26 protein-coding genes are annotated in these 26,565 nt (G+C 71.1%); 14 read left to right on the top strand and 12 right to left on the bottom strand.

Translation table 11 applies throughout. From position 1 onward, the window contains the following. Positions 1–39 precede the first annotated feature (39 nt). Positions 40–741 (top strand): HNH endonuclease, encoded by a 702-nt coding sequence (locus WMF11_RS09635; protein ID WP_437977250.1) that lies wholly within the window; start codon positions 40–42, stop codon positions 739–741. A gap of 57 nt (positions 742–798) precedes the next feature. On the opposite strand, the gene WMF11_RS09630 is transcribed toward WMF11_RS09635, so the two are convergent. Continuing rightward, a complete protein-coding gene (locus WMF11_RS09630; RefSeq protein WP_437977249.1) occupies positions 799–1,269 on the bottom strand; it encodes a hypothetical protein in 471 nt (156 codons plus the stop codon). Positions 1,270–1,365: 96 nt separating this feature from the next. Here WMF11_RS09630 and WMF11_RS09625 point away from each other — a divergent pair, with 96 nt between their 5' ends. Together WMF11_RS09625 and WMF11_RS09620 are read left to right on the top strand one after the other, a co-directional pair. Then, positions 1,366–2,040 carry an AgmX/PglI C-terminal domain-containing protein gene (locus tag WMF11_RS09625; protein ID WP_437977248.1) on the top strand — a complete coding sequence of 225 codons (675 nt, stop codon included), beginning with the start codon at positions 1,366–1,368 and terminating at the stop codon, positions 2,038–2,040. A gap of 28 nt (positions 2,041–2,068) precedes the next feature. After that, positions 2,069–3,679, top strand: coding sequence for a hypothetical protein (locus tag WMF11_RS09620; protein WP_437551195.1), 1,611 nt, complete (start codon positions 2,069–2,071; stop codon positions 3,677–3,679). A 372-nt stretch (positions 3,680–4,051) separates the two neighbouring features. On the opposite strand, the gene WMF11_RS09615 is transcribed toward WMF11_RS09620, so the two are convergent. Further along, positions 4,052–4,429, bottom strand: coding sequence for a hypothetical protein (locus WMF11_RS09615; RefSeq protein WP_012234342.1), 378 nt, complete (start codon positions 4,427–4,429; stop codon positions 4,052–4,054). A gap of 492 nt (positions 4,430–4,921) precedes the next feature. Between WMF11_RS09615 and WMF11_RS09610 the strand changes: the two genes are divergently transcribed. The 3 genes from WMF11_RS09610 (at position 4,922) to WMF11_RS09600 (ending at position 7,830) form a co-directional block, all read left to right on the top strand. Beyond that, complete coding sequence (locus WMF11_RS09610) at positions 4,922–5,746, top strand: OmpA family protein (RefSeq protein ID WP_437298758.1); 825 nt, start codon at positions 4,922–4,924, stop codon at positions 5,744–5,746. Positions 5,747–5,756: 10 nt separating this feature from the next. Continuing rightward, positions 5,757–6,692: a Ppx/GppA phosphatase family protein gene (locus tag WMF11_RS09605; RefSeq protein ID WP_437977247.1), complete on the top strand. Its 936-nt coding sequence runs from the start codon at positions 5,757–5,759 to the stop codon at positions 6,690–6,692. Between the two features lie 631 nt (positions 6,693–7,323). After that, positions 7,324–7,830 (top strand): CarD family transcriptional regulator, encoded by a 507-nt coding sequence (locus WMF11_RS09600; RefSeq protein ID WP_012234339.1) that lies wholly within the window; start codon positions 7,324–7,326, stop codon positions 7,828–7,830. A 111-nt stretch (positions 7,831–7,941) separates the two neighbouring features. On the opposite strand, the gene WMF11_RS09595 is transcribed toward WMF11_RS09600, so the two are convergent. Both WMF11_RS09595 and WMF11_RS09590 read right to left on the bottom strand, forming a co-directional pair. Further along, entirely contained in the window at positions 7,942–8,457 is a 516-nt protein-coding gene (locus WMF11_RS09595; RefSeq protein WP_437977246.1) for a hypothetical protein, read from the bottom strand. Between the two features lie 122 nt (positions 8,458–8,579). Next, a complete protein-coding gene (locus WMF11_RS09590; RefSeq protein ID WP_044968101.1) occupies positions 8,580–9,098 on the bottom strand; it encodes a tRNA (cytidine(34)-2'-O)-methyltransferase in 519 nt (172 codons plus the stop codon). 250 nt (positions 9,099–9,348) lie between these two features. Here WMF11_RS09590 and WMF11_RS09585 point away from each other — a divergent pair, with 250 nt between their 5' ends. Beyond that, complete coding sequence (locus WMF11_RS09585; protein WP_437908117.1) at positions 9,349–10,446, top strand: hypothetical protein; 1,098 nt, start codon at positions 9,349–9,351, stop codon at positions 10,444–10,446. Between the two features lie 77 nt (positions 10,447–10,523). Here the strand turns inward: WMF11_RS09585 and WMF11_RS09580 are convergent, their stop codons facing one another. Genes WMF11_RS09580 through WMF11_RS09570 form a run of 3 tightly spaced genes read right to left on the bottom strand, consistent with a single transcriptional unit; the run spans position 10,524 to position 12,087 of the window. Beyond that, positions 10,524–10,943: a hypothetical protein gene (locus WMF11_RS09580; RefSeq protein ID WP_012234335.1), complete on the bottom strand. Its 420-nt coding sequence runs from the start codon at positions 10,941–10,943 to the stop codon at positions 10,524–10,526. Continuing rightward, a complete protein-coding gene (gene rnc, locus WMF11_RS09575) occupies positions 10,940–11,767 on the bottom strand; it encodes a ribonuclease III (RefSeq protein ID WP_437908116.1) in 828 nt (275 codons plus the stop codon). Before rnc ends, WMF11_RS09580 begins: the two co-directional genes overlap by 4 nt. A gap of 26 nt (positions 11,768–11,793) precedes the next feature. Next, positions 11,794–12,087: a 4a-hydroxytetrahydrobiopterin dehydratase gene (locus WMF11_RS09570; RefSeq protein ID WP_437298751.1), complete on the bottom strand. Its 294-nt coding sequence runs from the start codon at positions 12,085–12,087 to the stop codon at positions 11,794–11,796. Positions 12,088–12,198: 111 nt separating this feature from the next. Here WMF11_RS09570 and WMF11_RS09565 point away from each other — a divergent pair, with 111 nt between their 5' ends. Beyond that, on the top strand, positions 12,199–12,828 hold the full coding sequence (locus WMF11_RS09565) for a hypothetical protein (protein WP_437551186.1): 630 nt from the start codon (positions 12,199–12,201) through the stop codon (positions 12,826–12,828). 103 nt (positions 12,829–12,931) lie between these two features. Continuing rightward, positions 12,932–13,738 (top strand): hypothetical protein, encoded by an 807-nt coding sequence (locus tag WMF11_RS09560; RefSeq protein WP_437908115.1) that lies wholly within the window; start codon positions 12,932–12,934, stop codon positions 13,736–13,738. Positions 13,739–13,824: 86 nt separating this feature from the next. Here WMF11_RS09560 and WMF11_RS09555 read toward each other — a convergent pair whose 3' ends face one another. From WMF11_RS09555 to WMF11_RS09540, 4 genes are all read right to left on the bottom strand, one after another. Beyond that, the gene (locus WMF11_RS09555) at positions 13,825–14,853 is read right to left on the bottom strand and encodes a peptidylprolyl isomerase (protein ID WP_437908114.1); all 1,029 of its coding nucleotides are present in this window, start codon (positions 14,851–14,853) and stop codon (positions 13,825–13,827) included. A 33-nt stretch (positions 14,854–14,886) separates the two neighbouring features. Then, entirely contained in the window at positions 14,887–15,432 is a 546-nt protein-coding gene (locus WMF11_RS09550) for a hypothetical protein (protein ID WP_437908113.1), read from the bottom strand. A gap of 145 nt (positions 15,433–15,577) precedes the next feature. Beyond that, complete coding sequence (locus WMF11_RS09545) at positions 15,578–16,975, bottom strand: metallopeptidase family protein (RefSeq protein WP_437908112.1); 1,398 nt, start codon at positions 16,973–16,975, stop codon at positions 15,578–15,580. Positions 16,976–17,005: 30 nt separating this feature from the next. Beyond that, positions 17,006–18,136 carry a hypothetical protein gene (locus WMF11_RS09540; RefSeq protein WP_437977245.1) on the bottom strand — a complete coding sequence of 377 codons (1,131 nt, stop codon included), beginning with the start codon at positions 18,134–18,136 and terminating at the stop codon, positions 17,006–17,008. A 337-nt stretch (positions 18,137–18,473) separates the two neighbouring features. On the opposite strand from WMF11_RS09540, the gene WMF11_RS09535 reads away from it, so the two are divergent. The 5 genes from WMF11_RS09535 (at position 18,474) to WMF11_RS09515 (ending at position 22,683) form a co-directional block, all read left to right on the top strand. After that, entirely contained in the window at positions 18,474–19,856 is a 1,383-nt protein-coding gene (locus WMF11_RS09535; RefSeq protein ID WP_437716600.1) for a sigma-54-dependent transcriptional regulator, read from the top strand. Positions 19,857–20,207: 351 nt separating this feature from the next. Then, the gene (locus WMF11_RS09530; RefSeq protein WP_437977244.1) at positions 20,208–21,431 is read left to right on the top strand and encodes an AAA family ATPase; all 1,224 of its coding nucleotides are present in this window, start codon (positions 20,208–20,210) and stop codon (positions 21,429–21,431) included. Next, positions 21,406–21,648: a hypothetical protein gene (locus WMF11_RS09525; RefSeq protein WP_437908109.1), complete on the top strand. Its 243-nt coding sequence runs from the start codon at positions 21,406–21,408 to the stop codon at positions 21,646–21,648. The genes WMF11_RS09530 and WMF11_RS09525 overlap by 26 nt, the downstream gene beginning before the upstream one ends. A gap of 63 nt (positions 21,649–21,711) precedes the next feature. Next, positions 21,712–22,044, top strand: a complete 333-nt coding sequence (locus WMF11_RS09520; protein WP_437977243.1) for a hypothetical protein — start codon at positions 21,712–21,714, stop codon at positions 22,042–22,044. Positions 22,045–22,473: 429 nt separating this feature from the next. Further along, positions 22,474–22,683, top strand: coding sequence for a hypothetical protein (locus tag WMF11_RS09515; protein WP_437977242.1), 210 nt, complete (start codon positions 22,474–22,476; stop codon positions 22,681–22,683). 120 nt (positions 22,684–22,803) lie between these two features. On the opposite strand, the gene WMF11_RS09510 is transcribed toward WMF11_RS09515, so the two are convergent. Beyond that, positions 22,804–26,508, bottom strand: a complete 3,705-nt coding sequence (locus WMF11_RS09510; RefSeq protein WP_437977241.1) for a hypothetical protein — start codon at positions 26,506–26,508, stop codon at positions 22,804–22,806. Between the last annotated feature and the right edge of the window lie 57 nt (positions 26,509–26,565).

Below are 26,565 nucleotides of genomic sequence, written 5' to 3'. Positions count from 1 at the left end.
TGGCAGAGATCCAGCAGAAACGCCGCCGTGCAGCGCCGGATGTTCACCGGAGCTTTCGTTGCTACACTGCCCAGCGTGCCGGACGGGGTAGCTACAGTCCCGGGGGGCTCTCCTCACGAAGAGCTCGATCTCGGCGACGGTTTCTCGGGGTTCCGCTGCGAGCGTAGGACCGAGCCGCTCGATCTCCCGGTCCTCGTGGTGAACCGCTTCTTCCAACCTGTGCAGATCACGACCGCGCGTCGCGCTTTCCTGCTGCTCTTCGGCGGGGCCGCCCTCGCCGTCGACGAGGTCGGCGATCTCCACGATTTCTCGGCGTGGCGGAGCTTGCCGGTGCGCGAGAAGGACGACGGCCTCCCCGTGGTCGGCGGCTCGCTCCGCGTGCCGCGCGTCCTCCACCTCCGCCGGTACGACCGCATGCGGCGCCCGACGATCCGGCTGACGCGGAAGAACGTGATGCTCCGCGACACGCACCAGTGCCAATATTGTGCCCGCCGCCCGCCCGTCCGTGATCTCAACATCGACCACGTGCTCCCCCGGTCGCGCGGCGGCGAGGACACCTGGGAGAACCTCGTGACCGCGTGCCGCACGTGCAACCTCCGCAAGGGCTGGCGCACGCCGGACGAGGCCAGCATGCGGCTCATCCGCCAGCCTCTGCCGCCGCGGTGGTCCGCGACGATGCAGATCCTGATCGGCTTGCCGCATTCGTTCGACGAGTGGAGCCCCTTCCTCAGGGCCGGCTGACGGGCTCCCCGTAGGTCTCTCCTCGGCGCCGAAGGCAGGCGCCGGCGAGCCGATCGTTCACGGCGCCACGGTCACTCGCCCTTGGTCGTCGCAGTAGGCGATCGCTCTCCACCCCTCCTCGGTGCAGAGGAAGAAGTCGATGCAGCCGGTCCAGCACGCGGTATCCACGCAGGTCTCCGCGGCATCCGCCGGGCAGTCCGGCTGCTGCAGGGCGGGCGAGCAGCCCGCGGCCTCGCCGCTGCGATCGAGCGTCACGACCTCGCACGCGTCGGGGCCGCCACCCGCGCCCGCATCCCTGTCCCCGGCAGGCTCACCGGCGGAATCGCAGCGCGTGGCCTCCGTCCAGACCCCCTCGAGGCAGTCGTAGAGCGCACGACACGCGGCATCGTCGCAGGTGCCCCCCCGGCCGACCGGGCACCCTCCCTGGGGGATCTGGCCGCACAGCTGCGGCTCCGCGATGGGATCGCAGCCTGCCGGCGCGAGGGCGGCGACGGCGGCGGCCGCGATGAGGCACAGCGGGATCTTCAAGACGGCCGTCTGAGGAGAGCTCGGATTGCCGGTGCGAGGGGAGAAAAACGCAAGGCGCCTCGCCTCCGCTCAGCCGAACCGTTTAGTATGCGCGCCATGCGTCCCTGCGCCACCGCCAGCGCCGTGTTCACCGGAGTCCTCCTCGCCGCGGCCCTGTTCGCGGCCTGCTCGAGCGGCGCCGCGCCGCCGCCTTCGCCGCCTGACAGCGCGCCGCTGCCTTCGCTGCCGCCTTCACCGCCGCCTGCCTCGCAGCCGACGTCCCCTGGCGTCGCGGACCCGGGCGCCACGGCCGCTGGTGCCGCGGACCCGGGCGCCGCCGCGCCCGCGCAGCCGGACCGGCCAGCGAGCCGCAAGAAGGCCCCCGAGACCGTCGAGGACTGCAAGGTCATCGCCTCCGAGATCACGAACGATCCGCCGGACGGCGGGGTCGTGATGAACAACGCGACGACCTCCGCCGACGCCGGATCGAGCGATCGCCTGCAGCCGCTCGTCGACGCGATCAAGGCGAGGCGCGACGGCTTCCGCTGCTGCTTCGATCTCTACGCCCGCAAGCACCCGGGCGCGCAGGGCAGGATCACGTGGCAGCTCAAGCTGAAGCCCGACGGGACGTTCGAGGAGGCGAGCATCGTGCGCGACAAGAGCGACGTAACGGCGCCGCAGGTCGAGTCCTGCATGGAGGAGCTCGCGAGGTCGATCACCTGGGCGCGCTCGCCGAGCGGCAAGGAGACCGTGCTGACCTACCCCTTCGACTTCAAGCGACGCAACTACTAGCAGCGCGCCGCCTGCGAGGAGCACGTCAGTGTCGAGCGACGCTTCGGGGATCCTGCGCGGCTCGGGCCACCCCGGCCGCAACGCCTACGCCGAGCTGCTCCGCGACACGCGCGGCCTGAGGCGGGAGCAGCAGCAAGCGCGCGAGGCGTGGTTCGCGCGCCTCGCGGCCGACAAGAAGGACGAGACGCTCTTCGAGCTCGAGATCCTCCTGAAGGGCGTCGCCTGCTTCGCGAACCCGCGGAACCACCCGGGCGCCGGGCGGCGCCAAACGATCGTCAGCCACGATTTCCGCGAGCACCTCCAGCACGCCCGCGACGGCATGGCGCGCGTGGTCCAGCTGACGCGCACCATGCTCGGCGATCGTGATCGCGCCTTCGTCTTCCAGCGCTACCTGGAGACGGTGCTCCCGGAGGACACGGCGCGCACGCGCCTCCTCCACGCGACGATGGCGCAGGAGTCGCCGGAGTCGAGCCTCTTCGTGCTTCGGCACGGCTTCACGAACCTCATCGAGGTCGCGGGCGGGCTGCTCCGGCTGCCGAGGGTCAGCTTCAGGCTCTTCTACGCCCACCTCGCGACGGCGATGCGCGAGATCGCCCAGAGCACGTTCTTCAACCCGCTCCACGCGCTCGAGTTTCGCCCGGAGTTCGATCGCATCCCGTCGACGCAGGTGCTCGAGCTCATCCACCGCGTGCCCGGCGAGCAGGCGCACCGGCTCGTGGCGCTCACGTTCCTCGCGCTGTTCAGGATGCTCAGGTACCTCCGCCTGCTCGACGCCATCGCGCTCGATCACTCGGATCACCGCGTGGCGGGGCGCGGGTACCTCGTGCTCGCGGTCCTGCGCAGCGACGCTCGCGCGCTCTCGAACTACCTCCGGCGCCGGGCGGGCGCGCTGCTCGCGGACAGCTTCGAGCGCGATCTGCTGCGCGTGCCCGCGAGCGACATCGTCGCGCGCCACGACGAGCTCGCCGCCGAGGGGCACCGCCTCCTCTCCACGAAGGCCGCGCTGACCGGGCTCGCCGCGAACCTGCGGCTCGAGATGCGCCGCGCCTTCGAGCACGACCTCCCGCCCGCCGACGCGCTGGTGAGCGAGTCCGAGTATCGGGTCCGCCTCCGCGCCGTCTCGCACGGCCTCCGCCCCGCGCTGCAGAACGCGATCCTGTTCCTCGGCAGGTCGCTCGGCGCGAAGCTCGAGGAGGGCCGCGTCTTCGACGATCAGGCTGCGCGGCGCGCGACGAGCGATCGCCTCCGACGCGACGTGTGGATGTTCGCCCAGATCGCGCGGGCGTTCGCGAGCAAGGCGCGCCACACCGGCCCGGCGCCCGATCGATGGACCGGCATCGCGAGCTTCGCGTTCGTGCGCGAGTTTCTCTCGTATTTCCGGGCGATGGGCTACCCGCTGCTCCGGGTGGGCGACTACCCCCACGTCGACGCGTTCGTCTCCGCGATGACGGCGCTCGAGGAGAGCGACCTCCTCGATCCGCAGCGGCTCGACGCCGCCATCCGCGAGTGCGAGGCGTTCTTCGAGTTCCTGATGAAGTTGTTCGAGCAGATCTCGAAGCGCGAGGACCTCGCTGGCGTCCCGTTCGATCGCAAGGGCGCCGCGCGCGCTCTCCGGCTCTACCTCGGCGAGCGCACCTGAGCGCCCCTCGCGGGCCGCGCCGCCGCATCCTCAGAGCGCGCCGGGGGCACGAGCGCCACTCGCAGATCCTGGAAGCCCCCCTCCCAGTCCGCCGTCGCTGAGCGGGGCGCACGCGCCCCACCCGCCGCTCAGGCACCCCGGTAAACGGGCGCAGAGCGCCGCACGTCGATGCCGGCCACCTCGGCCGCAGGCGACGGCACCGCCGCGGGGACATCGTCCACCCGCACGCGCCTCCGGCCTGGACCCACGCGTCCGGATCCGCGGCGTCCTCACCCCCCGATGGTCTTGTAAGGCGGATTATCTGGTCGCAACCGGCGGGTCGGCTCGCTGCGCCTCGTTCTGTTGGAAGAACCGAGGCGCTCCCGTGTCGCCTTATTCCGACTCGTCGGACGGGCCGGTGCTCGCAGGAGCAGGAGCCGGCGTGCTCTTGCGCGCGCCGCGGGTGCTCGCGCCCTTGGCCGGCGCGCGCTTGGCGGCGGCGCGTCCTCGAGGAGCGGCCGCCTTCTTCGGCGCAGCCGCCCGCTTGCCGGCGGCCTTCGCCTTGCGCTTCGGAGCGGCCTTCTTCGCGGCCGGCTTCTTGGCGGCGGCGCGCTTCGGGGTCTTCTTGGCGGCGGCGCGCTTCGGGGCGGCCTTCTTCGCTGCCTTCCGCGCCGGCTTCTTCGCGACCTTACCGGCCTTCGCGGCGGCCGGCTTCTTGGCCGACTTCGTCACCTTCTTCGCAGGCTTCTTCGCGGTCTTCTTAGCAGCCATTGGAAATCCTCCTGCATTCGCCCCGGCACGGCACGGCGGACATCGCAGAACGTCCTCTCCGCTACAGTTTCCTTACCGAGGCAACAGATGTTGCACGACGTATATTGCCACGCATGGTGATGGTCAAGGAAAATCTTGCGGGCCCTAAACTGATGTATCCCGTGTGTTCCAGGCAAACTGGTCCGCAAGCGTTGCGAGGGTAAACGTCGGAGCAGGCCGTGGTGAAAGCAACCAGACCGAACCGTACGACTGATTTTTCTTGACAGCTGGCAGAATGTCTGTCTTGGCCCTTTGCGCTCCTTCCTGGCGATCGCGCGCCTGCACGGCGCCGCAAACGGCGCCGGAGCGCTCATGGTCGCACGGAGCTCCAGCGTTGCGCAGGCTCTAGAGAGCCTTGTGCGGCGCCATTCGCCTCGCTACGGTCGCGCCGCCTGCGCGGCGCCCCTCATGGCCGAGCGCCGCGCTGCTCTAGGCTGCTCTAGGAGGAAAGGTATGTTGGTTCGTCGCTCGACGTCGTGGTTGTTGCTTGGCGCAACGCTCCTTGCGGGCTCGGGGGCGCTCGGGTGCGGCTACTCGGAGGAGGAGATGCAGGCGAAGATCCGCGAGATCGAGGGCCTGAAGACCCAGCTGAGCGCCGAGCAGGCGCAGAACAAGAAGGCCAAGAGCGAGCTCGACGAGGCGGCGGCCCGAATCGAGCAGCTCAAGTCCCAGCTCAAGGCAGCAGGCGTGGACATCTCCAACCTGAACGCGAACCTCGAGCAGCAGGCGCGCGCGCTCGAGGACTTCCGCCGCCGTGCCCAGCAGCTCGAGGACATCAAGAAGCGCTTCGAGGTCCTGCGGGACAAGCTCCAGGCCCTCACCAAGCTCGGGCTCAGCGTGACCGTCCGCAACAACCGGATGGTCATCCAGCTGCCCGGCGACGTCCTCTTCGACTCGGGACGGGAGACGCTCAAGAAGGAGGGTCAGGAGATCCTGCTCAAGGTGGCCGAGGTCATCCGCAACGACTCCGGCCTGTCGGCGCGCTCCTTCCAGGTCGCCGGGCATACGGACAACGCGCCGCTCGCCGGCGGCCGCTTCAAGGACAACTGGGGGCTCAGCGTGATGCGCGCCCGCGAGGTGCTGGCGTTCCTGCTCCAGCCCGAGGACAAGGCCGGCGGCGGCCTCAAGCCCGAGCGGTGGAGCGCCTCCGGCTACGGTGACACCGACCCGGTGAAGCCCAACGACACCCCGGAGAACAAGCAGGCCAACCGGCGCTGCGAGCTCGTGGTGCTGCCGAACGTCGAGGAGATGCTCGACCTGAAGACGCTCACCCAGTAAGGCTCGGGGCATGAGCGTCGCGGCCATCGACATCGGCACGAACTCGGTCCTCCTGCTCGTCGCCGAGCGCCGCGGGGGTGAGCTCGTCGCGCTCGTCGAGCGCGCGACCATCACCCGGCTCGGCCAGGGGGTCGACGCGGCGCGCGCGCTCGCGCCCGAGGCCGTGGAGCGCACGCTCGCCTGCCTCGCCAGCTACGGGGAGGAGCTCCGGTCCCGGGGGGTCGAGCGTGTGGACGCCGTCGGCACCAGCGCGATGCGCGACGCCGCCGGCGGCGAGGCGTTCATCGCCCGCGCCCGCGAGCTCATCGGCGTCGCGCCGCGCGTGATCTCCGGGCCGGAGGAGGCGGAGCTCACGTACGCCGGCGCGCTGACGGGGCTCGACCTGCCGGCCCGCGGTCCCACGATCGTGGTCGACGTGGGCGGCGGCAGCACGGAAATCATCGTCGGCAGCGCCGGCGGCGCGGTGGAGCAGGCGGTGAGCCTCGACGTGGGGAGCGTCCGCCTGACCGAGCGTCACGTGCGCACGGATCCGCCGGCCGCCGCGGACCTCGAGGCTGTCCGCGCCGACGTCCGGGCGGCGCTGGCGACGCTTCCAGCCGTGCCCCAGCTCGCGGCGCCCACCCTGGTCGGCGTCGCGGGCACGGTGACGACCCTCGCCGCGCTCGTGCGCGACGTGTCCCCCTACGACGGCGCCCGCGTGCATGGCGCGCGGGTATCCGGGGCAGAGATCGTGGACGTCACGTCCCGCCTCGCTTCCCTGCCGCTCGCCGCGCGCAGGCAGCTGCGCGCGCTGGATCCAGCGCGCGCGGACGTCATCGTGGCGGGCAGCGTGCTCATCGAGGAGATCCTCGCGTGGGCCTCGCGGCTCGCCGGAGCTCCTGTCGATCTCGTCGCTTCGGATCGCGGCGTCCGCTGGGGGCTCGCCGAACGCCTCAGCGCCGCCTGAGCACCCCGGCTCGTTTGAAGGCCGGACGGACGCAATGCCCGAGGTCCGTCGCGTCCGTCACATTTTCGAGTCATCTCACCCACGTCAGGTCCGCCACCTCTCCCGGAGAGGCCCGCTCTGCCCTAAACTAGGCGGGTGAGCTGGCGCGCCCCCACGCCGATGCATCCATCGGCATACACTGTCACCCCGCCCGACCCCAAGGAAAAACCAGAGTGATCACGCCACGATGGCGCACCCACGGGGATTTTCGTTGACCTATCTCGGCCGGCTCACTAGAGTGCGCGCGCCTGGCGCAAACCGGCCCTTTTTCAAGAGGGCCGTTCCCCCAACCTCAATCCCTTCCGCCCGCAACCGTCCGCTTCCACCGCCGCTTGTCAAGATTCCGCCGTGCACGCCAGAGCACCGACCTCTCGCGGGTCATGGAGGGTGCTCGCGTTCCTGCTTCTCGCACAGCGGTCTCGAGCGGCGGCTCATGGCTCTTTTCTCGGAATTTTTCTCGGAATGCGCGACGGTGTGTGTCGGTTCTGCGGGTCCAGGTTCAACCGCATGTGCAGCGTACGCCCCTCGAAGGGATTTCGGGAGGCAGACGAAAAACTAAAAGGACGGCGGGGTGGAAGGCAAAGGAGACGATATGCAGGCTCGTTCGGAGATCCAGTTCAAGGTGGGCGACAAAGCCGTCTACCCGGCCCAAGGCGTGGCCGAGGTGGTCAACATCGAGGAGAAGGACATCGCTGGCAACCGTCAGCGATTCTATGTTCTCCGCATCTTGGACACGGATCGAAAGATCATGGTTCCAGTCAGCAACGCGAGCGCGGTCGGCCTTCGCCAGGTCATCTCTGAACAGGAAATTCGGGAAATTTTCGACATCCTCCGCGAGCGTACCATCGCGTTCGACAACCAGACCTGGAACCGTCGGTACCGCGGCTTCATGGACAAGATCAAGACGGGTTCTATTTACGATGTCGCCGAGGTGCTACGCGACCTCTATCGCTTGAAGACGGACAAGCAGCTCTCGTTCGGTGAGCGCCGCATGCTCGACACCGCCCGGACGCTGATCGTGAAGGAGATCGCGATCGCCCGAGGTCAGACGGAAGAGCAGGTGAAGACCGAGATCGAGGCGATCTTTCTCGCCAACTAAGGCGTTACCTGATGGTTAGCGGCCTTGCGGCCGCTGCCGATGGAGGCCGGCACTGCCGGCCTCCGGGCTTTTGTGGGCCGGAAATTCCGTGCGCCATCGGTCCGGGCGCGTTCAGAGATCGCTGCCCGGTCGCTTCTGCACGGGCGGGAGCGGGGGCAGCGCCACATCGACGCGCCACCCCGCGTCCTCGTAGACGCAGGGCACCTGGACGCGCTCTCCCGGGAGCAGGCCGGCGATGTCCACGAGGGCGTGGGCGCCGGCGATCTGGGCGGTGTAGCGCTGCGGCTCGAAGCGCAAGAGGAAGCGGGACGGCGTGATCATCGCCTCGGGCGCGATCGCCTTTCCGGTCGCGGCGCTGTAGCGCTGCGCGCGCGACGCGAGGTTGTCTCGAGCGCGGCGCGACAGGAGCTCGAAGGCGGCCTTGGCGTCAGCCGGGTCGCCGTGCAGCTGGCGCAGGCGAGCGACCAGCTCCCGGACGGCGCCGTCGGGCGTGCCGCTCGGAGGCCGCCTGCTGCATCCGGCGGAGGCGAGCGCCACGACCGAGAGCGCGACCGCCACGCCGGCCCCGACGAGGCGCGCGGCCGGCCGTCGGGCGCCCTGTCGTGCGGGTTGCCGGTGCATGACCATGCGGCCCTCTCTTTAGAACGACGCGTCGCCGACGTCCACGGCGCGCGGCCGCCGGCCCCTGGGTGACGCCGCGGCGGAGCGCGCTCTTGCCGGAGGTTGCGCGCGCCTACGCGCACGCGCCGTCACCCCGGAGCGGCGCTGGCGAGCGCGCCCACTTGGCGGAGCGCCTCGTACAGGACGATGGAGACCGCGTTGGCGAGGTTGAGGGAGCGCACGGGACCCAGCGTGGGAATGCCGAAGACGTCGTCCGGCATCCGTGCGAGGAGCTCGGGGTCGAGGCCCACGCTCTCCTTGCCGAACACCAGCGCGTCGCCTGGCCGGAAGTCCGCGTCGAGGTAGCTCCGCGGAGCCACCGCGCTGAAGAGGCGGAGCCGAGCGTTCGGGTGATGGTGGCGAAAGTGGGCGATGTCGAGCTGCTGCTCGAGCGTGACCAGGTGCCAGTAGTCAAGCCCCGCGCGGCGGACACTCCGCTCGTCGATGCGGAACCCCAGCCTCCCGAGCAGATGCAAGGGGCTCTGCGTCGCAGCGGCGAGCCGCGCGATGTTGCCTGTGTTCTGCGGGATCTCCGGCTCCACCAGCACGATCCGGAACGGCGGATCGAGCGGCGCCGCACGGAGCCGGGGGCGACCATCGTTGAGCACGCCCTCTCTTTCCGCGACGCGACCGCGCGCCGCAACCCCCGAGCGGGGGATCGCGCGCGCGGCCTGCCTGGCTCGCCAGCGCCGCCTCGACAGATAGCCGGCCCACGCGGTCGCGCGGAAAACGCGAACCGAACGGACGGAGGCCCCTCTGTTCGCTTGACGGCTGTACGAGCGGACACGTAGCCTCCCGCCTCGGAGACACGGAATGCGCGCATCGTGCTGGATCGCTTCGGCTATTGCCCTCGCAGGAGTGGCGTCGTCCTCGCTCGCGGCCGCCGACGCCATGGATCCGGCGCTCGCGCGGCTCGTGCGCGACCCGGAGCCGAGCCTCGGCGGCGCCGCCGTGCCCTGCCGCATCACAGGGCCGGAGGGTGGCCTCTACTACAACCCCGCTTCCCGTTATCAACGCTGCCTGACCGACGACGCTGCGTTCGCCAAGCTCATCGCGCAGTACGGCTTCGCGGTGGCGCCCTCGGCGATGCACTCGGCGCGGACCACGGGCTACGGCGGGTTCGAGATCGGCCTCGAGGCCAACTACACGAAGATTGACAGCGACGCCGATTATTGGAAGCAGGGCACGCAGGGGCCGCAGGATCCGACCAGCAAGAACTTCTCCATCGAGAACCGGAGCCCGGACTCCTTCCTGCAGCACTACTCCCTCAAGGTCCGCAAGGGTTTTCCGTTCGGGTTCGAGCTCACCGGCGCCGTCGGGTTCCTCGCCAACACAAGCCTCGTCAGCGCGGGCGCCGACGTGCGCTGGTCGCTGTTCGAGGGGTTCCGCCGAGGGCTCCCCGCGATCCTCCCGGAGCTCGCCGTCGGCGGCAGCGTCCGGAGCGTCACCGGGACCGAGGAGTTCCAGCTGACCGTGGCCGGCGCCGACGCAGTGATCTCGAAGCCCCTGCCGATCGCCGGCACGGTCGTGATCACCCCCTACGCCGGCTACCAGTGGCTCCGGATCTTCGGAGACTCGGGGCTCATCGATCTCACCCCGAACACCGACGCCGTGAACTTCTGCAACTTCCGAGGAGCGAACTCGCCTGTCAACCCGGTGCAGGGTCAGGACGGCAACCCGCTCCCCCACGACGGCCAGCCGGTGTGCGAGGGCGGCTCCCAGGCCGACTTCAACAACACCGTGGTGTTCGACGCCGTGCGCATGAACCGCCACCGGCTCCATTTCGGCGCGCAGCTGCGGTTCCAGATGGTCAAGCTCGGCGCGCACTTCATCACCGACATCGTGAGCCCCGAGGACGCGAACCAGGGCGCGGCGAACGAGATCGACGGCGAGAACAAGTTCGCCGGGCTCGGGTCGCAGTGGACCCTCGGGATCGATCTCGGCGCGATGTTCTGAGACCCGCTTCGCCGGGGACGCTCGCCGCGGGCTCCCGGCGCAGACCCGCTTCGAGCGGACGCGGCTCGCTGCGCTCCTCAGCGCTTCGAGCTCAGATCGGGCAGCGCGTAGCCGAGCTCGGCGAGGAGCGCACGGAATGCGCGGTCCTCGTTCCGCGCCACGGTGAGGTGCTCCATGAACTTCTTGAAGTTGCCCTGAGCCGCCGCGTCGGCAGCGCGCTCGCTGTTCTCGAGCACGAGTAGGAGGTGCGGGTGCGCCTTGGAGACGGAGCTAGGGCACTCCATCTTGCGCGCCACCAGGGCGCGCGCTTCCGCGAGCGCATGCACCACCATGACGAGCTCCTTGTCATGGGTCCGCGGCAGGAGCATGTCGCCCTCCCTGCGCGCCTCGTCGAGCAGCAGGCTCGCCCTGTCCAGGTAGCTCCCGGCCCAGGCCGGCAGCGCGACGAAGAGCGAGCAGAGCGCGAAGGTGAAAGCAAGCATCAGGTGACGGATCATCGACTGGGTCCTCGGTCGTTCACGGTTCGCTCGGAGGACGCCTCGCCGGATGGCGGGCCCCCCCTGCCCTCGGGCGCACCTTGCAGGGCCTCGGCGGCTGCCCGTCCATCGGATGCGGCGGCCGCGGGCTCCGGCGCGGCGCAGGAGAGGAGCGCGGCGCGCGCGGCCGCCTGCTCCGCAAGCTTCTTCGACCGGCCCCGGCCGGTACCGATGACCTGGCCGTCGACCTCGACGGCGACGAGGAACGCGCGGTCGTGGTCGGGCCCCTCCGTGCCCATCAGGCGGTAGCGCGGCGACGCAGCGCCGCGCGCCTGCACGCGCTCCTGCAGCTCGCTCTTCGCGTCACGCCCGAGCAGGCTGCCGCTCGCGAGCTGCGCGAGCGGGCTCGCGGCGATCTTCCGGCTCAGCGCCCGCGCGCTCTCGAAGCCGCGATCGAGGTACAGGGCCGCGACGAGCGCCTCGGTGGCATCGGCGAGCACGTTCGTCTGGTCGCGCTCCCCAGCGACCTCCGCGCCGCGCCCGACCCGGAGCGCAGCGCCGAGCTCGATCCCTCGCGCCCACGCCGCCAGCGCGTCCGTGTTGACCAGGGCCGAGCGCATCATCGAGAGCTCCCCCTCCCTCGCGCCTGGAAAGCGCTCCATGAGGAGCTCCGTCACGCACAGGCCGAGCACGGCGTCCCCCAGGAACTCGAGGCGCTGGTTGTCCACGCGCCGGCCTCCTCGCTGCTCGTTCGAGAAGCTCGGATGCGTCAGCGCCTCCTCGAGGTGCGGCAGGTCCCCCTCCAGCCCCAGATCCAGACGTTGCAGCAGCTCGCTCGGGAGCATCCCCAGCACCTTGCCCACGCGCAGCGTCAGCCCGCGCTCAAGCGGTCGGTCAGCTCGGCCAGCTCCAGGTCGAGCGCGGTCAGACCGCCAGCGTCATGCGTGGACCACGCGACCCGCACCTTGCCCCACGACAGCGCGATCTCCGGGTGATGATCGCGCCGCTCGGCCAGGAGGGCGATCTGCATCACGAAGCCCACGCCGGTCCCGTAATCCGGAAACGAGTAGCTCCGCTCGATCTGCTCGCCCGCTCGCACCCAACCCGGGTGAGCAGCGACGAACCCGGCGATCTCATCGTCCGAGAGCCGATCACGCTTGCCCATGGGACGCAACTATGGGCTAAGCCCCGCCCTGGTGGAACCCCGGAATGCAGCCCCCGCCCCGCGCAGCGTCCGCCGCGCGCGCCGTTCGCCGTGCGCTATCCTCCCGCCTCGATGACCGGGCTTCACGCCTGCCCCTTCTGCCGGGAGATGTTCGAGGCGAAAGAGGCGTCCACTTGCCCCGCCTGCGGCCTCCGGCTGGAGGCGCTCGCGAAGCTTCCCCCCTCGTACGACGCGCTCCAAGAAGAGCCTGACGAGCCGCTCCCGCCGCACATGGAACCGCTCCCGTGGACCTACGCCGGGCGCGGCCGGGGCGCCCTGCTCGCGCTCGCGCTCCTCGGGCTCGCGGCGTTCTTCGCGCCGTGGATCCACGAGACGGCCCCCGAGCTCCGCGACCTCAGCGGCTTCGGGCTCGCGCGACGGCTCGGCTGGATGTGGGCCCCGGCGGTCGCGTTCTTCGTGATGATCCCGCTCGCGCTGACCCGGAGGTCGATCCACAAGATGCGCGGCGCCCGCGTGGCCGTCGCTTTCCTCGCCGCGATCGCCCTCGTCACCGTCGCGATGCGCCTGATGTTCACGCCGGGCAGCACGCTGCTCCGTCCCGTCCGCTTCACGTGGGGCTACGGGCTCTACGCGACCGGGGCGATCGCGCTGCTCGCGCTGTTCACCGCCGCGTTCTTCGGAGGAAGGATCGACGACCTCCCCACGGGGCAGCGGCGGCGGGGCAACGAGGTGCTGCACTGAGGCGCTGAGGAGCGCGTGGCCGGTGGCATCTCGGGTCGACAGGCTCGCCCGTGCGACGTAACCTTGATGGGAGTGGCCTTTGTCCGCTGCTCGAAGGTGCGCAATGGCCAAGCGATCTGCCAGCGTACGCCGTGAGCTCTCGCGGGACGACGAGACGTTCGATGTCCCCGCGGCGGTGCTCTGCGCGTGCTGCGGACAGCCCGACTGCGCCGGGTGCTCCGCGGCGAGCGACGAGGGCTCGGGGGTCGTCGCGATCGTCCCGTGGGAGCGCCCGATCGGCGGGGTCTGGTCGCGGCTCTGGGCCACCTCGAGGGCGACCACGCTGGGCGCCGAGACGTTCTTCGCGACGATCCCCGACGGCGCGCTCCCCGCGGCCATGCGCTTCGCCCTGCTGGCGGAGACGCTCGCGATCCTGTCGATGATCGCCGCGCTCCTGCCCCTCGTCGCGCTGGCGCTGCCGGGCCTTACGCTGGAGCTGGCGCGCAACCCGGCCGCACGCGCGAGCGCCCTCCAGTGGCTCGCGATCGGCGTTCCGGCGGTCACCGTGTGGATGGTGCTCGCGCACACCTTGCACGGCGCCGCGCTCGACCTCGGGGCACGGCGCCAGGGCGCGCGGCCAGAGCGCCGGCGCGCGCTCCGCTTCGGGCTCTACGCGTGCGGCTGGGATCTCATGGCCGGCCCGCTCGGCGCGCTGGCCATGCTCATCACGGGCGGCACCAAGGGAGCCGAGCAGGTCCTCTCCGCCTCGCTCCGGGTACCGGGCAAGGCGTCCATGGCGCTGCTCCTGGGCGTCTACGCGCTCCACCCCGACGCGGCGGAGCGCGCTCGACGCGCCGGAAGCATCGCCGCGCTCGCGCTCACCATCGCCTCCGGCTTCGCCGCCATCGCGCTCGCCGTCGCCTTCAGCTGACACGCCGTTCAGCGCCCTCGGGGGTGTCGCCCTCGGCGGCGCTGCCCCCGCGGCTGTCGAGCGCCCATCCGTGCGCGGCAGCAGCCTCAGCGCATGTCGTGACGCGGCACGGGCGAGGGCGGAGGCGCGCCAGGACGCCGACCGCTCGCGAGGGTGCCCGGGCGCCTCTTCGGCTGCAGATCGCCCGTCGAGGTGATGTCGATGAGGTCCACGAGCTCGGGGGCGTGACCGGAGACGTCCTGCGCTCGCAGGCGCTCGAGGAGCTGCTTCACCTGCGCCTCCGCCTTGCCGTGCGCGAGGATCTGACGGATGGACGGCGCCTCCTGCTCGATCGAGCGGCTCACGGGCTTCCTGCTCTGGCGCCGCCACAGCACAGCGAAGCCATCGCCCTCGGGCACTGGCTCGGGCACGAGCTCCGCGTCTTTCACCCCGGCGGCAGCCGAGAGGAGCCCCGGGTCGACCTTCAGGCCCGGCTCGGACGTGGCGCCATCGGGCGCCACGAAGCCGAGATCGCCGCCGCGCATGCTCGTCGCCTTGTCGAGCGATTTCTCGCGCGCGATCTCCTTGAAACGCTGGGGTGACGGGTCCTTCTTCAGCTCGGCCAGGATCGCCTCGGCCTCCGCGCGCGTCGCGACGAGGATGCGCCAGAGCGCCACCATCGCCGGGGAGCTGAACCTGTCACGGTGGGCTTCGTAGTAGGCGCGGACCTCCTCGTCCGTCACCGGGGAGCTCGCCGCCGCCTCCGCCTGGATCCGCTGCAGCAGCGCGGAGCGCAGGACGCCGCGCACGCGATCCTGCACGTCGGCGCGCTCCGTGAGCTTCTGCGCGGCGGCCCCCTGGGCGAGGAGCAGCTCACGCACGAGGACCTGGTTGACGAAGTTCTTCCGGATCTCTTCCGGGGTACGCCCGAAGGTCTGGAGCTGAAACGGCGGGACCTGCGCGAGCCTGCGCTCGACCTCCGACGCCGTGATCGCCGCGTCGCCGACGCGCGCCACCGGGGCATCAGCGGCGGCCGCTGGCTGGGCTTCAGCGCGAAGCGACAGGCCGGTCGACGCAGCGCACACGACCGCCATGGCGGCCGCGCCGAGGGGGAGCTTCAGCGTTCTCGCGCGCATCGGAGCGGGTTATCCCCGCGCCGGCAGGCAAGGTCAAGCTGCCCCGCGGCGCGCTGCCTCGGTGGACACGCCGCGCTCGTCCCCGCGTTCACCTCCGCGCTCGCCGCCCCGCAGCACCCCGGCCTTCCGCAGCGCGTGCGCGTCGAGCCCGACGAACCGGTACACGTCCGCACAGAAACCGTAGGCGCGATGGAGGTGCCTCAGGCCCTCCACGAGCTCGGCGGTCACCTCGACCGGGGGCGGGGGCGGGTACGCCTTGCGGATCGAGGCGAGCGGCTCGCCCAGCTCAAGGAGCTCCTCGACGCGCGACAGCACGTCGATCGGCTTGAGCGCACGCTTGCCTCGCCGCGCGACGCCCTCGGCCAGCTCGGCGAGCAGGCGCCGGCGCCGGCGCTCTGTACGGCCGTCTCCGGCGCGGCCCCCGCCGCCCAGGAGCAGCTCGTTGAACCGGCGCGCGGCCCGGCGCTTCTCGACTGCATCCGGACTTCCCCGGCGGTTCTGCGCACCGCCACCCCGCTTGGCTGGTCGTGGCGATTTGGTGGATCCGGCCGTGCGGGCCGGCGAGCTCTTCGTCTTCACGATCCTCGGCAAGAGCACAGCGCGCTCGAGGAGCCGGTATTCCCCGGCACATCTTCTTGCTGTCCCGGCAGTATGACAGCTCATCCTCCCGCTTCGAAGAAAGCGGCGGGCGCACGGTCGTGCTCGCCCTGCGAGGCGCTGGACCTCAGCGTCCGCCCGCGCACCACGCGAGGGCCGTTCCGACGGCCGCGATCAGCCAGGCCGGCCACGTCGCGCGCACGAAGCCGGCGACGTCCGACAGGGCGCCGCGCCGGGCGCGCCGCACCGCCTCGGCGTGGCCCACCCGGCGCAGCTCCTCGCGCGCGATCTGCTCGTGCTCCTCGTCGTCGAGCGGATCGCTGCCAGCCAGGTGGTGCAGGTGATGTGTCACCTCGTGGTCGATCGTCTCCTCGATCTCCGCGTCGATGTCGAAGCCGGGATCCTCGCGGGCTTCCGACCGGAACGTCCGATAGAAGATCCGGATCTCCGGAGGATGGGCGATCCCGAGCGCATCCGCGGGTGTCCCGGGCGTGTAGCAGCCGAGCAGCGGCTCGCCTCCGTCGTCGCAGGCGGGCACGCCTGCGTCGATGAAGAGATCGATGTTCCGCACGCCGCGGGCCTCGTAGATGCGCCCGGCCGCGGCGCGGACGCGCGCCTCGAAGCCGTCGAGATCCGGAAAGGCGCTCGAGGCGCTCGCGCGAGCCCTCGTCCCTGCCCTCGTCGAGCGGGGCTCCCCGAGCTCGTCCGCGTCCGCTCCGTCCACTCCAGCAGCGCGCAGCGGGGCGCGCGCGAGCTCCCGCTCGAGCGGCACGTCGAGATCGTTGCGGGCGCCGCAGCCCTGGCAGCGGTAAACGGCGAGGAGCCGCGCGGGGTAGCGCGCCTCGTGGTAGAGGTCGACGATCGCCGCCCACGCCTCGTCGGGAGCGCTGGCGAGCGCGTCGGCGATCACCGGCGCGCGGCGCTCGCGGCCGAGCGCCGCGATCCCCATGGCCACCACCAGCGACGGCGTGACGCGCAGGACGCCGTCGTCGGGCAGGCGGAGGAGCGGCATCGCCTCCTCGACGGTGCGCTCCACGAGCCGCACGGCGCGGCAGACGGCGCGACCCACGCGCAGCGCCGGGATCGGGTGCGACACACGGAAGTCGAACGGGCGATCGAGCTCGGGATCGTGGAGCTCGCCATCGGTGAACGGCCCGATCTCCAGCAGGCCCGACGGAGCGACCTCGAACGGAGCGCTGCAGTTCTCGCAGGTGTAGGCGCCTGGGTCCTCGGGCACGATGCCGGCAGACGCGAGGAGCGCGCGCAGGACATGGGCGTCGGTGAGCGGGAGGCCGAGAGGATCCAGCGGCACGCCGCGCGCGTCGGCCAGGACCGACGGGCCCGCGAGGACCTGCACGTCGAGCGCGCACCTGCCGATGGATGCGCGCTCGCCGCCGCCGCGGCCTGCGGGAGCGCCGAAGACGGACGAAGCGCGAGCGCGCGCGGCGGCGTCCGACAGGCGCGCCACGCCGCCGGAGGGGAGGTGGACCTGAGCGGGGAGCAGGCGTCGCGCGGGCGCAGGCATCGCGGCGGCCTATATAGCGGGTCGCTCGCCTCAGGGGTCCTCGGGACGCGGCGGACCGCCGACGGTGCCCTCGTCGGTCGGAGCGAGCGATCCCCACGGTTTGCGATCCCTGTCGGTCTCGGACGGCTCGCTCGCCGCGCGGCCGATGTCGAGGCCGGCGGCGCTGGCGAGCTCGGCGGCCACCGCCGCGGAGAGCGAGCCTCCGCTGAGCGGTGACGCGCCGGCGACGGTCGAGATGGGCGACGGCTCCGAGGATGGGCGATCTCGGCGGCGACCGCGGGCGAGCACCGGCGCGCGCTCCCCGTCGCCGGCCGGATCGGGCGCGGCCGCGCCCACGCGATGGACGGTCGCGCGCAGCTGCACGCGCCCGAGCGACAGGCTCGCCGCGCTGGCGGGCGGCACGCTCGACGAGAGCTCCGCGCCCACGGGCACGCCTGTCCCGAAATCGAGGTAGCGGGTGATCGCCAGGGCGTAGATGAGCTTGCGCACGGTCGGCTCCGGCGCGACCCCGGACCGGAGGAGCGCGGCGAGCGTGGGCGTGGAGCTCTCCAGCGCCTCGATCACCGCGAGCTCGCCCTCGCGGAAGCCGAAGCGGCCGGGCTCGATGGCGGGGTGCAGGCGGAGGGGCACGGCCCCGATCCGCTCCAGGGTCCGCTGGAGGCGCGTCGAGCGCTCGCCGTGCTCGCGCAGCCCCGCCCAGAGGAGCGCGAGGGGATCGACCTTCGCGGGATCTCCCCCCCACTCGGCCAGCGCGTCGAGGCCGTCGAAGTAGCGGTACTTCGTCGCCGGAGGCAGATCGAACAGGCGCATCATCCGCCGCACGAACTGGACCTGGGCGAGCCAGTCGATGGTCGCGGCGTCGACGCACCCCGACAGCAGCAGCACGTCCCCCAGGAGGCCCCTTGTCGCGAGCGCCTCCGCCAGGATCTCGGCGGTGATCACCCCCTCCTCGAGCAGGATCTCCCCGAACCGTGCGTACCCGTCGCTCGGACGGATCTTCACGGGGTTCCCCCGGACGATCCGCAGCGTGTGCTCGGCGCCCGTGGGCTCCACCAGGATGAGCGCGCCGGTCAGCCGATGCTCGACGGCATAGACGAAAAGATGAGCGAACGGCGTCCGCTCCAGATCTCCTTCCGCCGTCGCGAGACCGTCGGGAGACATCCTGGGCCAAGCTACCATAGCGCGCGCAAGCCGGATCCCCCTTTCTCCACGCGCGGCGGCGCGGAACCTGGTCTGGTGGCGCTGGCGTCGCTGGTCCCGGAGCGCGCGGTGCACACGCCGCCTCGCGCGTCGGGTCGCGGCCATGGATTCTTGCCGCCGCCGACGCACGCTCGACGCACTCCACGGCCGTTCCACGCACGTTCCACGCACGTTCACGCTCGTTCACGCACGGCTTCCGGCGGAGTGCGCCTGCGCTCCGGCCGGGTGCGCCGCGCTCCAGCGTCGGCGCGCAGCCGGCGGGCATCGGCCGCGGCGGTTCCGCGCTACGGTGGCAGACATGCCGCGCGGACATGTGCTGGTGCTCGACGACGAGCGGGCGATCTTGACGACCCTCCAGAAGGCCCTGTCGCTCGAGGGCTACACGGTCGACGTCGCCGGCGGCGTCGGGGTTGCAGAGGAGAAGCTCGCGAAGCGGAGCTACGACATCGCGCTCTTCGACGTCTCGCTGCCCGACGGAGACGGCGTGGAGCTGCTCCAGCGGATACGCGTTGCCGGCTCGGAGCTGCCTGTCGTGATGATGAGCGGCCACGCGACGGTCGACGCCGCCGTCCGCGCGACGCGGCTCGGGGCGATCGACTTCCTGGAGAAGCCGCTCTCGACCGATCGGCTGCTGCTCGTGCTCGAGAACACCCTGCGCCTCGTCCGCGCCGAGGCCGAGGCGAAGGCGCTGCGGACCCAGACCGGCCAGGTCGGCGAGCTCATCGGAGAGAGCCGGGCGATGCTCGACCTGCGCGAGCAGATCGCACGCGCGGCGAAGGCGACAGCGACGGTCTTCGTGACGGGCGAGCGCGGCACCGGCAAGGAGCTCGTCGCGCGCGCGATCCACGGCGCGTCGAAGCGGGCGCGCGGGCCGCTCGAGAAGATGAACTGCGCCGCGGTCCCGAGCGAGCTCATCGAGAGCGAGATGTTCGGGCATGAGGCCGGCGCGTTCACGGGCGCCACGAAGCAGCGGCGAGGAAAGTTCGAGCGCGCGAGCGGCGGGACGCTGTTCCTCGACGAGGTCGGGGACATGCCGCTCGCGATGCAGGCGAAGCTGCTCAGGGTGCTCCAGGAGCGGGAGATCGAGCGCGTGGGCGGGCACGAGACGATCAAGGTCGACGTGCGCGTGGTGGCGGCGACGAACCGCGACATCGAGGCGGCGTGCCGGGAGGGGCAGTTCCGGCCGGATCTCTATGATCGGCTGAACGTGCTGCCGCTGTCGCTGCCGCCGCTCCGCGCGCGGCGCGAGGACGTGCCGCTGCTCGCGCGGCATTTCCTCGCGCTCGCGACGCAGGCGAACGATCGGCCCGGGATGGCGTTCACGGACGGCGGGATGAGCATGCTGGTCGCCTACAGCTTTCCGGGAAACGTGCGGGAGCTGCGCAACATCATCGAGCGGCTGGTGATCCTGACGCCCGACGAGACGATCGACGAGGGCGACGTGAAGGTCTGCCTCGGAGGGCAGCAGGCCGCGATGAAGGGCGGGCTCTTCCGGCCGGGGGTGCCGTTCCGGGTGCTCGCGGAGGAGGCGGAGAGGGCGATCCTGGAGGAGGCGCTCGGCCATCATGGAGGGCAGATGGCCGCAACGGCTAGGGGGCTCGGGCTCGAGCGGAGCCACCTGTACAAGAAGTTCAAGGCGCTCGGGCTGCGGGGGGACAAGGGGGAGGCGGAGGACGAGTAGGCAGCGAAGGGAGGCGGCCCTCCCGGGGGGCCGCGCCGAGGGGAGGGGCTGCGCGGCGGCCGGGGGTGGGCGCTCGGCCATCCGCCGAGGCGGGAACGAGGAGCTTGCGCATCGACCACCACCCGGCATGTCTCCCTTCGGGCCTTGCCACCTGGGACGTTTCGTCGCGCGCCACAAGGCGCGCCTGAGACGTGGAGCCCTCCGGGACCTTATGGCACCTCGGTCGGTGCTCGCCGCGCCCACCCGCGGCCGCCGCGCAGACCCTCCCCTCGGCGCTACGGGAGTGGAGACGCGGGACGGGACGGACGACGCATGGCCTGGACCGCGACGGGTGTGGTACGCGGAACCAAGATGCTGCGATCGCTGCACTTGGAAGGCGTGGGGCCGGCCGACCAGCTCGACTTGGGGCTCGGCGAGCGGCTGAACGTGCTCACAGGAGACAACGGACTCGGCAAGAGCTTCGTGCTGGAGGTCGCCTGGTGGGCGCTCACCGGAACGTGGACGGAGCGGCCCGTGCTGCCACAGCCGGGTAAGGAGGCGAGCGCACGCATCTCCGGGGAAGCCAAGCCGGGCACCGAGTTCGAGCAGTTCGAAAGCAAGTACGATCGTGTTGCTCAGCAGTGGCGCGACAGGTTCGGTCGCGACATGGGCCGCAGCTGGACCAATACTCCTTCCGGGGTGGTCATATCTTCGTGGGTGCGCGGCCTGGTCCCGGTACTCCACGTCCGTACGAATGGCGCGTGCTCCGTCTGGGATCCCTGTCGAAATATTCCCTCGATGGGCAGCGCTCTGTACCGGCTCTCGTCGTCGCCTTCGCCCGATCCGCAGCCCTATCTCTTCGAGGAAAGACAGCTCTGGGACGGGCTCGTTCACGAGGGAAAACCCGTCTGCAACGGGCTCGTCCAGGACTGGGTGACGTGGCAGCTCGAGGCGGCGGACAACGACGGGGCTCACCCGTTCGAGCTCCTCTGCCGCGTGCTCGATCAGCTTTCTCATCCCGAGGAGACGATGAAGCCCGGCAAGCCGGTGCGGCTCTACCTTGACGACGTGCGCAAGTTCCCGACCGTCGAGCTGCCGTACGGCACGATCCCCATCATCCACGCGTCGGCCGGGATGAAGCGGATCCTCGCGCTCTCCTACCTCATCGCGTGGTCCTGGTCGGAGCACGTGCAGGCGTCACGCCTGATCGGCTGGCAGCGCTCGGAGCGCATCGTCGTGCTGATAGAGGAGCCCGAGACGCACCTGCACCCCAGGTGGCAACGCCAGATCGTCCCTGCGCTCCTCGGTGCCCTGAGCGGGCTCTCCCCTGGGCGAAGCGCGGCGACGCGATCGGGTGGCTCACGTCCCCGGTGTTCGGCCTGGAGCAGGCGCGCTCGATCGAGGCGGAGCGGGCCATTGAGGCTGCAGAGGCGCTCATGCGCAGCGAGACCAGCGCTCTGCCGGACGGGCTCAGGACCGAGGAGGAGATCCATCGGGAGCTCATGCACCTCTTGCCGGATCAGGATCGCTTCTGGCCGCGCTGGATCGTGCGCCGGGAGCGGGCGGGCGCATGATCCCGTTCGAGCGCACGCCTGAGCCCGCGGACTTCGATGTCAGAGTGCGACAGCCCGGCCAGCGGTGGCTCGCCGAGTGCGGCGCCAAGAGGATGCCGGACTACTGGCGGCGCGCTGCGCGCGACCTCCGGGCAGCTTTCAAGGGCTTGTGCGGCTACACCGCGATGTGGCTCTCGACCCCGGGGACCGTTGACCACTTCATCTCGCGCGATGAAGATCCCAGCCTCGCGTACGAATGAGCCAACTTCCGCTACGCGGCGGCGTGGATCAACAGCAGCAAGAGCGCGCTCCGCTCCGACCAGGTGCTGGATTCATTCGAGGTCGGAGACGGCTGGTTCGAGGTGATCCTCCCCTCGTGCCAGATGGTGCTGACCGATCGCTGTCCGCCCGAGCTCCGTGATCGCGCGCAGACCATGCTGAAGCGGCTCAAGCTCGGCCATGGCGAGGAGATCGTCTCCGTCCGGCAGGAGTGGTACCGGATGTACTGCGAGGGAGAGCTCAGCCTGGAGGGCCTCGCGCGCTGGGCGCCCCTCATCGCGCGCGCGGTGCGGAAGCAGCGGGAGCAAGCAACCGCCGAGCCGGCGGCAAGCGACGGTGCCCCGCGCTCCGCGCAAGAGGAAGCGTCGAGCGCATGACTGCTTGCCGCGCGGTGAGAATCGGCCGTGGAGAATTGTTCGACCAGCAGCGTCCGCCCCGGAGCGGCGGACGACACACCAGAGCCTGTCGCATAAATCGCCAGCCAGGCTTCAGAAGGCGCTGTGCCATCAAGTAAGGCGGTACTGGCGACCGTTTCCGGTTCGCGAGGGCTCCCAGCTGCCTCCCCGTAACCGTTTCCGGTCCGCCTGCGGGGCCGGACGCCGCGCATCTTCACCCAGCGCGCGGCGATCTGCTCTGGCACCACGTGAGCGCCGGAGGGGGTCTCCGCGCGGCAGGGTGCGGGTGGGCGCGGCGAGCACCGACCGAGGTGCCATAAGGACGGCTTCGCGGTAGCGAACCGGTGCGATCCGTTGGATCCGCCGGGATTTCGGGTGGGCGTGGCGGCTGATCGCAGCCCCTTGGAGGGCATGGCCCCAACCGGGGCCCAACCGGCGAGCACCGCGCTTGGCCAGCTCACGCCGGCCGACCTGCCGCCTCGGGCGGCCGTCGTCGCCTCGCTCTCGAGCACCCTGACCCGCGCCGTCGCCCTCGGGGACGAGGAGGCGGCCCGGGTCGTCCACGAGGCGATCGGGCGGCTGCTAGGGCTGCCGGCGGTACCGGAGGGACGAACAAGGTGAGGTCGATGATCTAGTCCTTCGCTCGCCTGGAGTCGCCGCCCGAGCCCTGCAGCTTGTCGGCGCTGGCGGCTCTCGGAGCGCGGCGGTCTCTCTTGGCTCACGCGCTGCTTCTCGCCTCCGCTAGTCGGCAGCCGGCACCGCCAGCCTGCCGAGCGGCGCCCACCGCACCCCAACGCGCCGAACCGCAGCGCGATCTTGCTGTGGGCTGCGATCGAGGAGCACGCGATCCGGGTCGACGACCACGGCGGCCGGAGGGCGCTCGGACGTGAACGTCACGCGATCGGCGCCGGGGCTGCGCACCGCGAGCACGCGGGAGAGCTCGTTGCCTGCATCGTCGAGCAGCGCGAGCGTGAGGGGAGCCTGCGCAGAGGCCGAGGCGGCGGAAGGGCGCCACGCATGCCCCTCGAACGTGTACGGCGTGAACGCGAGATCCAGGGTGATGTCCCAGCGCCCGTCCCCGCCGGGCGCGCCCTCGGCCGAGAGCGCGCGGACAGCCCAGGATTCCACGGTCCGCAAGCCCTGTGCGGCCGAGCCGGCGCCGGGCAGCGCCTCCCAGGTCGAGGCAAGGGACGCGAGGCTCGCGCCCAGCGCTCCCCGGCCGCCTTGCGCGCCGAGGTGCTGCCGGAGCGCGCCGTCGAAGGCGTCCGGCCCGAGCTCGTCGCGAAGCCGCTGCAGCGCGAGGCCCGCGTAGAGAGGCACGTAGGCGCCCGCGTCCGCCGCCAGCAGTGGGACGACCGGCTCGCGCGCCTCCGCGATCGAGCGCAGCACCTTCTCCCCGATCCGGTCCGAGATCGCCCTGCGGGTCTCCCGGCCGAGCACGGCATCGACGGTGACGAGGCCGCTCAGGACGGGCAATCCCTCTCCGAGCGTGGCGTAACCGGCGACGTGAGCGGGGTGCAGCCGATCAATCCACCAGCGCTTCGACAGGTGCCGCGCCGTGGCGAAGAGGACGCCCGGGTTCTCGGGGGTGTCGTCCCAGCCATCCTCGTCGGAGAGGAGCAGGATGTCGCCGAACAGCCCTGTCGCCTTGATCTCCCTCGGGACCTCGACGATGCGCACGCGTGGACGTCCATAGTCGCCGTAGCGCGCCGACAAGGCGCCGAGCGACCGGACGGCAGCGTCACGGAAGGCGCGCGCTGCCGCGACCCGCTCGGCGTGGTGGTAGACGTCGACGGACACCTCGCCCTCTGCACCCCCGAAGGTGCCGCTCGTGCGTGCGTAGCGGCCAGCGACGATGGCGAGCCGCTCGGACCCGGACACGCGCCCTTCAACCTGCCCGTGCCCCTCGGCCGCGCCGGAGACCAGCAGGACGAGCGCGTCCGGGGCCCGCACAGCGACGGTCAAGGGGAACGCCGTGCTCTCCAGGCCGTACGCCTGCCGGGAAGATGACGTGTCGGGGGCGATCGGGAGGGGGCGCCGCGCCGGCAATCCATGCTCGCGACGGTACCCCGCGGCGCGGAGCTCTCGCCGCCGGTCGTACCCGAGCCTGGGGAGCAGATCCTGGTCCTGCAGCCAGGCCCCCTCGGAGGACATGGGGTGCGGCTTGCCCTCGTTCGCAAACGACGGCCATGACGCCACGCCGCGCCAGGTGACGTGGACCGTCGCCCCAGGTTCGAGGGACCGCCCGAACGTGAGCCGGTGATGCCGCAGGCGATCGTCGCGGTCCCATGAGGCGACCATCCGATCTCCCGCCTCGATCGCGGCGAGGGAGAGCTTCTCCGGGACGTCGAAGTCCAGCGCCTCGATGGGCCGCGCGCCATCGTTCTCCAGCGTGAGCTCGTAGACGAGGCGGGCCTCGCGCTCCGCCGGGCGGAGCTCGATCTCGAGCCGCCCTTCCACAACATGCGGCCTCGGGGCATCGGCGACCCCGGCGTACGTCGCCTCGTACGAGGCCGCCTCGGCGCGCTCCTCTTTCGGAGAGCGGTACCTGTTCTCGACGTTGACAGCCCTGTACACCCGGAGCCCGCAGAGGGCGCCGACAGCCACGATCGCGCCGAGCATCAGTATCTGGCCCGACGAGCGCTCGCGCAGCGCGCGCTGAAGGCGCGCCCGGAGGGCGAGCTCCGTGCCGCGCGGCCACCAGACGACCGCTGCGAACACGATCGCTGCGGCCACCGACAAGAGCCAGCCATTCACCCAGATCGCCTGTGTGATCCACGGCGCGAGGCCCGTGAGGGGTGAATAGAAGACGTGGATCGGCATCGCGTACTGGAGCGCCGTCTGCGAGACCACGTTGAGCGAGTGGTTCATGACGCAGAGAAAAACCGCGCTGAACGCCAGGAAATGGGCCAGCGCGCGGCGCGAGACCACGCTGTAGAAGAAGAGCGCCAGCGCAGCGACCTGGAGGTTCGCGGGCCAGATGACGGCGAACGCGAAGAACAGGCTTTCGCGCGGGGCAAACGTTGTGCGGTCGATCGCGAGCTCCACGAGAAGCAGGCTCAACGTCGGAGCCAGCGCGAGCGCGAGTGCGAGACCCGCGAGGGCGAGCGCGCGCGGGAGCGCGATCACCCACGTCGGCGCCGGCAGCGCGTCCTGGATCTGCGACAAGCCGGCGTCCCGCTCGCGCGTGACCCAGTTGCCAGCGGAGGAGCAGAGAAAGATCGCCGCCGGCATGTAGAAGAACTCCACGAGCCGCAGCCCCACGAGGCCGGCCCAGGGCAGCTGCGGGCCGTCCGCCCCGCCGTCGAGCTGGAACATGGCGCTTGCCACCATGAGGGTCAGCCCCAGGAGAAGCACCATCCGGGTGCCGCGCGAGCGGAGGCTCTCGGCGACGAGCTGCCAGGTGACGAGCGCGACCGTGCGGATATGTGCTCGAATATCGAAGCGCGCTTGGGCCTTGGCCACCGAAGGAATGGGCACCGCGCTCGACGGAAGCGCGCTGGTCGGACGCTCGGGATTCGGGGTCGCCTGACGGCGCCCGCCACCCAAGACCCCCCGTGGTCCACGGACATCGGCTCGCTGGTATCCGAAGAGAAGCCGCTCCGCGCTGGGCCGCGCGAAGGCGGCGACGAGCCCAAGCGCACCAAGCCCGATCACACCTAGCCGGTTCGTCAGGAACGGCCCCGTCAGCTTCATCGCGCCGTGGATGCGCTCCTCAGCCGTCCAATACGAGAGCTGCGCCGCGACGGAGTTAAAACCGATCGGGTCGAGCCACTCCCCTGCCTCGCGGTCCACGGCCCCTCGCCACAGGACGAGGATGCCGACCATCCAGACGGCCATGACGAGAAAGGACAGCGCGTACGCCGGTGCCGAGCGCCCGCTCCACACGGCCGCGGCGAAGTACAGGGTGCCGAAGCCGAAGACGCTCGGCACAAGGAACAGCGCGTAGGCGTGCGCGACCTCGGTCCAGGGCGTGGGCATGAACAGGTCGGCACGCCCGGCGAGGTGACGCATCGCCATGGGCACCAGCACCCAGGAGATCGACACGGACGCGGCGACCGCGAGCCCGGCAGCGAGCGCACCCAGGTACTTGCCGAAAAGATAGGTCCGCGGCCCGCAAGGGAACGCGTAGGCGACCTCGGCGAAGCGGTGCTTCAGATCGTCGACGACCGCGCTCGTCATGATGTGCGCGAGGAAGAAGATCAGCCAGAAGCCGTTGTCGCTCGTGAAGTAATAAATGACGTACGACGAATTTCGCGGGACATCGCTGGCGCCAATCTGCGCCATGGATTCGGAGTTCAGGGCGTAAATGCACGTCTGAACAACGAGCGACGCCATCAGGATGAGGTTCACGGAGTCGAAGAGCTGGCGCCGGAGCTCGCCGCGAGCCACCGCGCTCACCCAGGCAAGCCAGAGCCTCGCCGCACCGCCCCGCCAGGTGGACACCCGGGGCTCCAGGTCGCCTTGCGGCGCCCGCCGGCCCAAACCCTGGTTCGACGCTCG

Source organism: Sorangium sp. So ce295, assembly GCF_051527405.1.
Classification (GTDB): domain Bacteria; phylum Myxococcota_A; class Polyangia; order Polyangiales; family Polyangiaceae; genus Sorangium; species Sorangium cellulosum_B.
The sequence above is the reverse complement of the archived record's forward strand: the minus strand, read 5'-3'. Positions and strand labels throughout refer to the sequence as shown.